The sequence below is a fragment of the Pseudomonas sp. SWRI22 genome, from assembly GCF_014268395.2.
GTDB classification, from domain to species: Bacteria; Pseudomonadota; Gammaproteobacteria; order Pseudomonadales; family Pseudomonadaceae; genus Aquipseudomonas; species Aquipseudomonas paracarnis.
In genome coordinates this window covers 2020925-2033695 of the sequence record NZ_JABWQK020000001.1, presented here as the reverse complement: position 1 = coordinate 2033695, position 12771 = coordinate 2020925, and the positions used below count along the sequence as shown (strand labels likewise).

Below are 12771 nucleotides of genomic sequence, written 5' to 3'. Positions count from 1 at the left end.
GTCCATGTGTTAGAATGAATTTTGTATATTTCCTATGCAGCGAGATTTTATGAAAAACGCAATAAGTCCTACGCGAAGTGAAAATTTTTCAGAGTGGTATCAGCAAGTCGTAACCCAGGCAGAGTTAGCCGAAAACTCTCCCGTAAGAGGTTGTATGGTGATTCGCCCATGGGGCTATGCCATCTGGGAAAACATGCAGCGTGAGCTTGACCTGAAGTTCAAGGAGACAGGACATGTAAATGCCTATTTTCCGCTGCTGATCCCGTTGTCGTTTTTGCAAAAAGAGGCAGACCATGTCGATGGGTTTGCCAAGGAATGTGCGGTAGTCACGCACCATCGTCTGGAACAAACCTCCGACGGTACGCTAGTGCCAGCTGGAAAGCTGGAAGAGCCACTGATCATCAGGCCCACTAGCGAAACGGTTATTGGTGCTTCATTTTCTCGCTGGGTCCAGAGTTATCGTGACCTGCCCCTCCTTATCAACCAATGGGCCAATGTGTTGCGCTGGGAAATGCGTCCTAGAGTTTTCCTGCGCACTTCAGAGTTTCTCTGGCAAGAAGGGCATACAGTTCACGCCAACCGTGAAGAGGCTGTCGATGAAACGCTAAAGATGCTCGACATCTACGCACGCTTCAGCATCGATTACTTGGCTATTCCAGTCGTCAAGGGCTCCAAATGTTCTTGGGAGCGGTTCCCCGGCGCTGTCAGCACATACACTATCGAGGCGATGATGCAAGACGGCAAGGCCCTTCAAGCAGGGACTTCACATTTTCTGGGGCAGAATTTTGCTCAAGCTTCGGACATTCGTTTCGTTAATAAAGAGGGCATTAAGGAACTGGCCTGGACCACCTCATGGGGTGTTTCTACCCGTCTGATCGGCGCGATGATTATGGTTCATGGTGATGACAATGGGCTGAGAATTCCGCCTCTGATGGCACCTACGCAAGTGATTATTGTGCCGATCATCCGAAATGAACAGGATGCAGAAGCCATTCTTTCCTATTGCGACCAATTAAAAAAGCAAATTTCGCGCAAGAAGCTAAAGGGGCAGAGCTTGCGGGTCAGCATTGATAAGCGGGATATGAATGGTGGTGAGAAAAAGTGGTACCACATCAAGCGTGGCGTGCCTATACGTGTCGAGGTGGGAATAAAGGAGCTGGAGCAAAAAGCTGTTTCTTACTCTTGTCGCAATGATTGCGGAACTGTGGCAAAAGATGATGTCGGTAACTTTGTTAAAAATCTATCAAAAACGCTTGATGGTATTCAGAAAGAAATGTTGGAAAGTGCCAGAGAGAGAATGTCGGATAACACGAGAACAGTCACTACCTTAAGTGAGTTCAAAGACGCGTTTACACGCAAAAATAAGCTTAATTCATTTGTTTTAGCACCCTTCGTCGACGATGCAGATGTTGAGAAAGGTATCGCTGAGCTTGGAGTCACGGTGCGTTGTATTCCATTGCAGCAGCCCAAGGCGCAAGCGCGCTGTTTGTTTACCGATAAACTTACCAGTACATGGGCTCTTTACGCCAAATCATACTGAGTTTTTGTCACCTGCAGCCCCGCTTAGGCGGGGCACTTTGGTTTTAACTAGGCCATCCTGGCCAGTCTTCCTCCCTCTACGTAAAAAATTGTGCCGCCTACGAGCAATAAGCCAAGCAGATACAAGAGGAAGTACAGCGGGTTGAATCCGGCCAGAATGAAACCGCATACCACCGGAGTAGAGGCGGCACCAAGGTAGGTTAGATTTTGCGCGCTATAGTAGGCCCCAGCCATATGCGGTGGAGCAATTCGAGTTATGTAGAAAAACTCCAGAGGTTGAATGATAATTTCGCCGACGGTAAAAATCGCGGTAAATAGGATCCAGGCCAACAGGCTATTGGAAAACGCGAATCCTGCCAAACCAATCACAAATGACAATACGCAAACGCTAATCCACAATCTGAAATGCTCAGCCGTCACCTTTCGCCCAATCACGTACTGCAACAGAATTGAGGTCAGGGCATTTGTGACGAATACCGCATTGATGATCTCGTACATTTGCGCGGCGGAATAATGAGTGATCAAGTATTGGCCCACGTACATGTGGAACTGGCCAAAGACGCCGGCCAATAGAACACTTGCCAGGGTGAACTTCAGTAGTTTGTAGTCCTTTGCCATAACCACCAGTGTTGTCCACACCCCTTGGTTCTGATCCTCTTTTCGATCAACCACTCTAGACAGAGCAAATGGAGTTAGCGCGATCAGCATGAATATCAGGGCCGACGCGCCGCAAAATAACAATGGGGAAATCCCTTGGCGGTTGAGCCAGAGGCCCAGTAATGGTCCCAACGCATAAGCGGTGTTAGTGAAAGTATATTTGAGCGACAGTACCGGCGCGGTTTGCTCCGCTGGGAACAAGCGGGCGATACACATGCGCACTGCGGTCTCCAAAGAAAGGTAAGCTTGGTTGAGCAAAACGCACAGAATAAACACCATTGCCAGGGAGTCGAACATGAAAAGACATAGGTATACCGCTGACTGGACGAACGAGGCAGTTAGCATCAGAGCCTTCAGATTCAGATGATCCAGCAGCGGGCCCAACAGTAGGCTGCTAATAGCGCTTAGTAGAATAAAACCACCGACAAATAGCCCGATCTGGTCGACCGGGAGAGCGAAACGTTCCTGCAGGAAAATTAAAAAGTAAGAAAGGAATGCTGCCCTTGCCAAGGTAGGGAAAAAGGACAGGGGCACAACTAGAGCTGAACCACGGAACAGCTTCCCCAAGATCATCCTGTCAAACACGCCCATACACTACACGCGTTCCGTAGTTGAGCGAAATATTGCCTTGATGCTGATACTTTTGATGCAAAGTCTTTAATGCAGTGGTGGCGCTTGCGAATTCTGGTGTTCCAGGTTGTGCTGCATATGAGCAAGACATGGTCCTCTCTAGAAATCCTGACAAGCTCAAATGTTGGCGGTTTTGAAAAGTGCGCTCATAAAAGGAGCCGCTAAAGAATTTTTCAATCCTTTTTTCCAGAGCGCCGTCGATAAGCAAGGTTTCTGTATAACGCTCAAACTCATCAACGAGAAGTTTTTCATAAGCACAATGAAACTCATCGCAGTCTGGGCTGCGGATATTCCACACAAGTACGACAGGGTTGTCAGTTGCCAGTACTCGTCTAAATTCGGTCAGAGTTCTGTCCGTATCGAACCAGTGAAAGGACTGTCCGCAGACCAGCGCAGCGACCGATTTTGACGCCAAACCCAAATTCTCCGCTGATCCCCATCGATATTCCGCTACAGACTGCTCACTATGTGACTTAGCTGTGGCGAGCATCTGCTCATCGGGCTCGACACCTATCATTGGCAGGCCGGTTGCTGCCAACTGACGAGTAAGGATTCCAGTTCCAGCGCCCACATCCACTACTGGCAACCCTTGTGACAAATCGAACTGCCTGTGAATAAACGTAATGGCTTCGTGTGGGTAGAGCGGCCTGGCACTAGCGTAGATTTCAGATTTGTTCGTATAGGCGTTGGCAAGGGAATTGTTCATTCAGAATTCCTCAAGAGAGTGGTCACGCCGGCAATAGTCATCCAGCTGGCGCGCGAAAAGTGCGATAAAGTCCCGGGCATGAGCGAACGCAGGAAGCGGCTCTTGGATCCGGTGCAGGTCGTCGACGATGACTGAAAACGTCAATTGCACACGGCCCCCGTGGGCCAGATAACCAACGTTGTTGTAGTTGCGATATCCGATCCCATGCTTATCGCCAACGTGCTCCAAGTCGGTCAGCCAACTGCGGATAGCGGTGGTGTCTTGCTGTCCGCGCATGATGTGCAGTCCGAACTTGCACAATTCACGGCTAATATAGGTGGCACCGGTTGGCAACAGCCCTTGTGCCCCTTCGACCAGAAGCATTAAGGCGCTCATTAGATCCCCGGCCGAGGTGGTGTTGACCACGCTCAACGGATGGTCTGCGCTTAGGGTCTGACTCGGCACCGCTGACAGATGAGTGGTCGCAGACAACTGCAATAGGGTTGATAATTCGTTCAAGCGCTCCAGCGTTAATTGCTCGACCAAGTAGAACGTCGCCACGTTATCGCTCAAGCCCATCATCAACTTGAGCAACTCAGCCACTGTAAAAGCGCGCGGGCTGTCCAACAGCCATAGGCTACCGCAGGTTTGAAGCCCTGACTTGCGGTTATCAACCAGCAGCTCGTCTTCCAGCGCCCACTCCCCAATTTCTACCAGTCTCAATACAGCCAGTAATATGAACAGCTTACGGGTGCTCGAAGCAGGGCTGCGGGTCTCTGGGTTGTACTCATGAGTGATACCGAGAACCACATCGCGTACGCACCAACGGTAGGAGCAACCTGGACCACGTGCAGCCTGCTCGATCATACGCTGGCCAATTACCTGTAAAGATTGGGCGGGTGGGCTCAGCCAATTTAGCACTTCGCTTTCAATCCCCATCTAAAGCTATCTCCTGCAGTTTGTCTGCCACTAGTCTGACCACGGCCTTAGTTTGGGAGCGAATAAAGAAATGGTCGCCGTCAATTACTGAGACCTCACATCCGCTTGATGTATGACGGGCCCAACTAGGGTAATCCTCGAACAGGTTCGTCACTCGGTCCTGGCTGCCTAACAGTAAATTTATAGGTGCGCTGATACACCCCTGTGGTTTTTTTGATAGATCGATGGCCAACTGAAAGTCTGCCCTGATAATAGGTAATGCCGCTTGCATCAGTTCGGGATTGGCCATCAGTTCGGGTGGAGTACCCCCTAGGTCGGTCAACACCTGCAGCAAGCCTGCGTCGCTAAGATCGCGCTCGCGGAACGCCATGGCCTGCGCAAAACGGTCAGGTGCCAAACATCCGCTGACGAACAAGCGTTGTGCCTTGCGCCCATGAGCTAATTCGAGCGTGTGTAGAAACTCGAACGCGATGCGGGCACCTAGGCTATGACCAAATAGCACAAAAGGGCCGGTGCAGAAATGGCCATACTGACTTGTTAAAAAGTCCAGTAGCCCCGCACTTTTTACTAATGACGCTGTTTGATGCTCTGTGCCCCGGCCTGGAATTTCCACCGGAATCACCCTGACTGCGGGCAGCAGCTTGGCCCAGCGCGAATAAAAGGTCGCACTACCGCCCGCATATGAGAAGCACAGTAAGTTCAACGTTTCAGCCCTCATCCGCAGTCCCCGCAAGTCCAAGTAACTGATACAGATGTTGGCTCATGCGTTGCCCCCACGTCTCTACCTGTGCAGCAGAGAATCGGTGGCTGTGATACCAGAAATTCAAACGTAGGCCTTCATCATTGATTTCCACCACTAAGTGCAAACCTGGTATGCGCCGCATGTCCTCGACATTGGCCCCCGAGAGTAAACCTGCAGACACTGGCCCAAGAATCTCTACGCCCTCGATCTGAACCTTCCCAGGCGTGTGGACATTGTGCCGGTAATTGAGGAAGTTGATCCCTAAGTCGGAAAAGTAAGTGTCTTGAGCCATTCCCGAAAATGTTTCAACTTTGTCTATTAACATGGAGGGATGCATCAGCGGATAGGCTTGAATTGCATCCAACGTGCGTGCCACCATCGAAATGCCCACTAACCAATCGTGATGCACCGTGATTGGCACCGGTAATGGCGAGGTAAAGGGACCGATCACGTTGTTGAACTCGCTCAGCCCCCGGCCGCTATTTATCGCGCTAATGATCAACTGGTCACAACCAATAACTTCGGCCATGGTCGTGGCATAAACATATAGAAGTGCATTGAACACGCTGAACCCAAAACGATCAGCCAACTGCCCTAGCGTCCTGTTAGCCCCCTTGAGCTCAATGCTGTGACGCGATGACGGCGACACAATGGTACTACTGAATCCTGGGTGCCCAGGCAACACTGTTGGACTCTCAAAGGCGTTATACAGTCCTTTAAAGAATGTGGCATCGTTGGTCCACTGCTGCTGTTGGTAAAGCTGTTGACGTTTCGCATAATCTGCGTAGTGGAGTTGATGCTCGACGGTGCACAGTTGTTGTTGATTAGCCAATTGGTGCAGGCATTCACCCAGTCGGTCGAACATTAGGGTCAAAGACTTGCCGTCGAACTCAAGATGCTGGACACCCAGTAAAGCAATAAAGAACGGCTCGCCCACATCAATGAATTGAATCGCCCATGTCACTCCACTCCCGGGTTTGGGTAGTGAAAGCGCCATTTGGCGAATTTTTGCAGTAATTTGTTTGTTCTTTTGTTCGGCGGTATGCGCGGAAAGGTCCGTGCACAATTCTATGAAACCGTGCAGCACTTTCTCGGTAGTCATGACCTTTGGCATGCCAGCGGGGAAGAATGTTCTCAGTAATGGGTTTTCCTCCAATACTTGGGCCAAGGCCTTGCGACAGTGCACTGCATCGAAGGGACAATGAATTAGATATGGAATGATTCGCAGGCCGTAGTCCTTGTTGATAAGCGATATCCACCTGGCTTGTTGTAGAGACACAGGACGTTGAATTTCCACCAGGGCATCGTTATCTAATACGTCAATGCGTGCCGCACGCCATTCAGGAGTGAGCACATAGGACGTCAGCTCTGCTTGGAGCTCACTAAGAGCCTGCATGGCATAGAAACGTTTGATACTCCATTGCAGACCCAGCTCGCTAGCCAACGCATTTTTGAGCTGTACAAGGGCCAGCGAATCGAACCCTAGCGCCTTGAAATGGGCATCCTTGATTTCATCGTAGCGATGTGCAGTTTCCTCTAGCCCAACCAGTGCATCTATGGTCGAGACCAGCCAAGCTTCGATCACGTTGCTAAGCTGTTGGTCATCGTCACACTGTAAAATCTGCTTAGTGACGCTAACGCGGCTTGCTGGTGCCAGCCCTTTATGTACAGCTGTTAAGTTTTCAAGTAATTGCGCGCAGGAGGAGGATCGTTTACTCAGAACCTGAGGATAAATATTCATGAACGCGACAGTTCGTGAAGGGCCCTCCACCAGTTGTTTGATAAATCGCAGCGCTTGCTCGCTGCTGTGGCCATACAGCCCGCTAGCCTTGAGTATCTGCTGCCTTTGCTGATCATCATGCAGCTTGCCGGCATCGCTCCAAACGCCCCAATTAACAGTCAGAACCTTTTCAGCGCGTGGGAATAAAAAGCCGTGGGCGGCATCAAGAAATGCACTTGCGGCACCATATGTCGCCTGTCCCCCATTACCCAAGATCGACGTGGCGGATGAGAAGTTAAACAACAGTTTTATTTTAACCCCGTGATCAATCAAAAGTTGATATAGAACTAGTACGCTTTGACACTTGGCTGCAAATGCACGCTTAAAGTCTGACGCCTGCACAGTCGCATACAAGCTGTCGTTCAGATCGACAGCCAAGTTGAAAATTGCTGACTCACCCAAATTGGCTTCCTTTAGCCAGCGTGCACCTTCCTCTTGTCCTTGGGAAGTGGCGAGATCCAAGCTAAGGTAGTGGAGGTTCGCGAATCGTTTCATTAACGCGCTTACGGCTTCATTGGGCATCGCCGAGCGGCCAATCACATAAATGAGTCGAGCTTGATCAGCACCAAGACATTCAATCAATTGCTGACCAATACCACCACCGCCTCCGAGCAGGATGTAACTCAGGTTTTTAGGAAAGGCAGGACAATTTTTAGCACTTATGGCGACCTGCTGTAGACGCGGTACGAATGCCTGCGTTTGGTTGAAAGTGACTACCAATTCATTGGTCAACGGTAACAGTTGGATTGCACTGGCTTGCTGTTGGTAGTTAGGGGCTTGTCCTTGAGCAAACTGCAAAACGGAAATTTTCCAGTCTGGTTCTTCGATCAACACCGAACGGAGCATTCCCACTAAACTGCTCGCAGATGATTGCAAATTTACTTGTTCATTATCTGGCTGGGGCGATGTAAACAAGATACACAGATGAGGTTTCTCTGGGAACGTCACTTCTACTGAATTTAGCAACTGAAGCACACATACGCAGGTCCATACTGCGGATGATATATCGGTGCCCTGCACGCGGCGAAGGTCCAGATATATCAAGTCTAGGTCATTCGGATACTCCCGCCACAGGCCGTCGAATGCGTGCTCAAATGAAGCCTCTGAAACGGGGTAGGGCTCAGTCGCAAGGCAGTCGAGTTGGCTCAATACTCCCCACTGGAAGTTTTCGAATGCACTTTCTAAATGGCTGATCTCTGCAGGGTTCGCGCCTTCGTTTGGCGTTAGAAATAACACGTTGCGGGCAACTTTACGCCGATTGCTCAAACCTGCCAGGGGGAGGGGGGTCCACACCGTCTGGTAACTGCTCTCTATCAGATTGGTGTTGGGCTCATTGGTGTCGATCCAGCAGCGTACGCGCTGGAACGGATAGGTCGGCAACCCGTCAAGCACCGGCATTCTTTGAGCTCGCGCCGGGAAGTGTATGTCGGCGCCAGCTTTAAACAATTCGCCAAGTAGACGTAGATACTGTTTATGTTCCTGCTGCCCACCTCGGGACATTGCCAGCACTCTCAAGTCCGCGGGGGCGTCGCCGAGTACCATTGCGGATAATGTGGCCTTAGGACCAATCTCAACAAGGTGCGTACAGCGCAAGTCCTGCGCCGTTGCCAAGCACGCTCTAAAGCTAACCGTTTCGCGCAACTGGCGCCGCCAGTAAGCGGCGGTTGCTATCTCAGGCCCGGCCAACATTCCGCTAACCGAGGAAATCAAGGGAGTCACGGGAACTGCGAATACTGCATCTACTAGGTAAGCTTCGAAGCGATCCAGTAGCGGGTCGAGTAAATACGAGTGCCCAGGACGAGAAATATTTAATCGGGTCGCATTCACTCCCGCGTCGACAGCCAGTTGCTGCAATTGATCGATGGCTTCTCGCGATCCGGAAACTACCGTGTTCGTAGAACTGTTCAGTGCCGCAATCGAGAGGTCAGTGTCCGTTTTGTCAATAAGTTGCTGCGCGCATTGCTGGTCACCGTTGATGACCAGCATCCCGCCTATATTGCCTAAAGACTCCAAAAGTCGACTACGCTGGGCGACGATTTTGAAGCCTTGCTCAGCGCTGAAAACCCCAGCGATGCAGGCTGCGGCGTACTCCCCCAGGCTATGTCCGAACACTGCCGTCGCCGGGGTACCATTACTGAGCAACAACCGCGCCATCGCTACCTGCAATGCAAACGTTAAGGGCTGCGAGCGCGCAATGTCCTGTTCAATTGCCTGGTTGTTCAATGGATCAAACAGCAACTGCGTGATAGAGCTACCAAAGATTTCCTGGCAGACCGGGTCGAAACGATCCAGCTCAGCCTTGAACTGTGCTTCCTGGCTATACAGAGATTGCCCCATTCCTCGATATTCACCACCCTGGCCGGAGAACATCAAGGCCATTCTGGGTGAATTGCCAGGTATGTTTGAAGCATTGAAAGACAGCTTGGCCAAGGCCTCGATTGCGTCCTGGCGATTACTGGCAACTACGAAAGCGCGTTTATCCAACGCAGACCTAGAATGTTGCAGGTTATCTACGAATGCAGGGAATAAAGCGTCGCTGCACTTCTCAAGAAATGTCTGATAAGACGCACTCAGCTGTTTGAGCCCGGCGGTGTCCCTCGCCGATAGTGGCAGCAGCCTCTCCGCTAAAGGTACACTTATTTCATCGCCCTCTGACCTCTCTGGAGCCGTTTCGAGGATTAAGTGCGAATTGTTACCCCCCAGACCGAAACTGCTAACCCCGGCAATTATTTTAGACACTGCTAATGGCACAGGCTGCGTGTTAATCGTAAAGGGCGTTTCTTCAATGTAGAGCTGCGGGTTGTAACTCTCGAAGTTTATCGTTGGTGGAATAACTTTGTGCCTTACAATTAGCACCGCTTTGATCAAACCTGCCATACCTGAGGCCCAGCCCAGATGGCCTATGTTGCCTTTAACGCTTCCCAGATAGCATGTGTGTTCGCGGTTGCGGCCGATAAAGGCCTGAGCCAAGGCCTTTATCTCGATTGGGTCGCCAATCGGTGTGGCCGTGCCATGGGCTTCTATATAGCTGACCTGCTCGGGACCCACACAGGCTATCTCCATTGCTTCACGTATAACGCGGGCTTGCCCTGCCACAGATGGTGCGGACATCCCGGCGCGATTCGCGCCGTCATTATTCGTGGCCACCGAGCGTACTACGGCAAGAATCGGGTCTCCATCAATTATGGCATCGCCAAGCCTTTTGAAAGCTACTGCTGCTGCCCCGGAACCGAAAACGGTTCCCGTTGCCTTGGCATCGAACGGGCGACAGTGGCCGTCAGCGCTAAACGGCATTCCTGGCTCGAAAAAATAGGGAATCGACTGGGGGACGGAGATTGCTGCAGCTCCGACCAACGCCGCATCACATTCCCCGAGCAACAAGGCCTGGATAGCCGCTTGAATGCCAAACATCGATGTCGCGCAGGCCGCTTGCACATTAACAGCAGGGCCGCAGCAGTTGAGTTTATAAGCAATGCGACTGGCGAGAAACTCTTTGTCCGTAGCCATGAATTGCGCCAGCTTTTCGGACGATTGATATAGTCCACATGCACTGTCGTGCTTATGCAGTCCATGCACATTGTTAATGAAGTACGAACTAGGCCCAGCCCCGCAGAATACGCCTATAGAATGGTTGCTCTGCTGCAATCCAGCATCTTCGAGCGCTTCCCAGGCACACTCGAGCAATAGTCGATGCTGCGGGTCCAGCAATTGTGCTTCCTTGAGGCTGAAACCGAAAAATGAGTAATCAAACTCCTCTATAGCTGGGAGCTCGGCTTGAGCCAGTATCTGGCTGTTAGGGCCGATCTCGACTTGAATACTTTCTATCCCGCCGAGCAAGTTTTGCCAATATTGCTCAACGGACCCGGCTCCCGGAAAGCGACAAGACATTCCGACTATGGCAACGGCATTCTGATCTGGTTCTATTAGATATTCTTGGTCTTCGTGCATCTCAGCCTCTCCTTTTGCTTTGAACACTACGAATGGTATGAGACCTGAGTTTGTGCTTATCTACAGACACCTTTGGTAGAGGCCCTGATGAATAGCTAAGCGCACGTTGGTAGCACGCACACAGTTGCCGCGGGGTTGGATACTCGAACAAATCGGTCTGTCGAAAATCGTGAGCCAGCGCATAACGCAGTTCAGCTAAAAAAGAAATCAAAGTTATTGAATTGGCACCTACCTCCATAAAATTGTCGTTGGCTCCCATGCGGTCTAGGCCAAAGCAGTTTGCCGCGACTGAGCAGATGTGAGATTCAAGCTCACCTTGTGGGGGAACGTAAACTGAGTTTAATTGCGATCTGAGTCCACCTATTTCGGGTAGCTTTGAAGTATCGATCTTCCCATTTCGGTTAAGGGGAAGAGCGGGCATACTTTTGTAGAACGACGGCAACATGTAGTCTGGCAGGTGATCCGCCAAGTACGAGTGTAGAGTTAGGCTAACATCCGTACCATTCGCTCGGACGGTGTAATAAAGAATCAGCGAAGTGGTTTGGCCTGATGTCTTTGCCACCACTACGCAATCTTCTATCATTCCAGATTCGGCCACTGCTGCTTCAATTTCTTTTAGCTCAACTCGATAACCGCGGACCTTATACTGGCGATCGCGACGTCCTCTGTATTCGTAGACCCCCTGCGAATTGACTACACAGATGTCTCCTGTTTCGTACATGCGCTCAAGGGTACTCGGATGTGAAACAAATTTTTCCTCAGTCTGTTCTGGCATGTTGTGGTAACCCAGCGCTACCGAATCTCCAGCAATGTAGAGTTGGCCGGGACTACCTGTACTTACCTCTCGCATCTGCTCATCTAATAAGAAGGCCTTGCTGCCCGGAACGACGCGGCCGATTGGCGGCAAATTGGGCCAGTTCTGGGGGCGGCCTGTAAGTCTGTGTTCCATGACAACGTGAGTTTCGGAAGGGCCATAGTGGTTGACTAGGCAACACTGAGGGTGCGCCTCGAACCACTGTCTTACTGCCGGGGTGACCTTCAACTGTTCTCCCGCCACGATAACCTCGCTCAGGCTTGATAGTTGACCACCCTTGTGCAAATTGAATGTTACGAAAGGAATAAGCATTGAAGTCGGCAAGAATAGACGGGTAACAGCTTTTTCAGTTAATTGCTCTGTCAGTATATGAAGATCTTTCTTTTGCCTGTCGGAGATGATCCAAAGGCAACCGCCATGGCACAAGGTACTGTATATCTCTTGAAATGACACATCAAATCCTTGCGCGGCATAAAACAACGTGGTACCGGGCGGCGGGGAATTGAGCATCCAATCTACTAAGGCAGTAAGCGAGCGATAAGGAACTGATACCGGCTTGGGACGCCCCGTTGTTCCAGAAGTGAAAACTACATAAGCTGGCGTTTCGTCTACTAAAGCCTCCGGGTCACGCCAGTCGCGATTTTTGACTGAACTCAGCAGGTTGTCAATGCACAGGCACTGGGCATTCTGTTCAATTAACGAATTTAGCTCTTGCGGTTGAGTGCTGTTGATTAAACAAAAGCGGAGGGCAATGGAGTCAATCATCTGCTGCAGTCGCTCTATTGGATAATCTCCGTCGAGTGTGACTACTGTTTTGCCTGATAGATGTACGGCCAGTACTGAAATTATGTAGTCTATGCTCTTTGGTATTAGTATGCCGATCATTTTTTCAGATGTGACTGACGATATAGTTTTTGCTAAATTCGCTGCTAGGTTATAAACCTCATGGTAACTCAGGTTGGAATGTCCATCTTTTAGAGCCATTATGTCAGGCGTGGACGCAGCTGTTTTCATGAAGCGTTCAATAAACAGCATTG

Annotated in this window: 7 protein-coding genes; 1 reads left to right on the top strand and 6 read right to left on the bottom strand. The window is 50.6% G+C overall.

Annotated features, from left to right (window positions below; genetic code table 11):
* Positions 1-49: 49 nt before the first annotated feature.
* Positions 50-1540, top strand: a complete 1491-nt coding sequence (proS, locus tag HU730_RS08925; RefSeq protein ID WP_186526921.1) for a proline--tRNA ligase — start codon at positions 50-52, stop codon at positions 1538-1540.
* 47 nt (positions 1541-1587) lie between these two features.
* On the opposite strand, the gene HU730_RS08920 is transcribed toward proS, so the two are convergent.
* The 6 genes from HU730_RS08920 to HU730_RS08895 are packed head-to-tail and all read right to left on the bottom strand — an operon-like array spanning position 1588 to position 12769.
* A complete protein-coding gene (locus HU730_RS08920) occupies positions 1588-2787 on the bottom strand; it encodes an MFS transporter (RefSeq protein WP_186526920.1) in 1200 nt (399 codons plus the stop codon).
* Positions 2774-3532, bottom strand: coding sequence for a class I SAM-dependent methyltransferase (locus HU730_RS08915; protein ID WP_186526919.1), 759 nt, complete (start codon positions 3530-3532; stop codon positions 2774-2776). The genes HU730_RS08920 and HU730_RS08915 overlap by 14 nt, the downstream gene beginning before the upstream one ends.
* On the bottom strand, positions 3533-4450 hold the full coding sequence (locus tag HU730_RS08910; RefSeq protein WP_186526918.1) for a serine hydrolase: 918 nt from the start codon (positions 4448-4450) through the stop codon (positions 3533-3535). It lies immediately after the preceding gene.
* Positions 4440-5168: an alpha/beta fold hydrolase gene (locus HU730_RS08905; protein ID WP_186526917.1), complete on the bottom strand. Its 729-nt coding sequence runs from the start codon at positions 5166-5168 to the stop codon at positions 4440-4442. Before HU730_RS08905 ends, HU730_RS08910 begins: the two co-directional genes overlap by 11 nt.
* A complete protein-coding gene (locus tag HU730_RS08900) occupies positions 5158-10920 on the bottom strand; it encodes a type I polyketide synthase (RefSeq protein WP_186526916.1) in 5763 nt (1920 codons plus the stop codon). The genes HU730_RS08905 and HU730_RS08900 overlap by 11 nt, the downstream gene beginning before the upstream one ends.
* Position 10921: 1 nt before the next feature.
* The gene (locus HU730_RS08895; protein ID WP_186526915.1) at positions 10922-12769 is read right to left on the bottom strand and encodes a non-ribosomal peptide synthetase; all 1848 of its coding nucleotides are present in this window, start codon (positions 12767-12769) and stop codon (positions 10922-10924) included.
* Positions 12770-12771 lie beyond the last annotated feature (2 nt).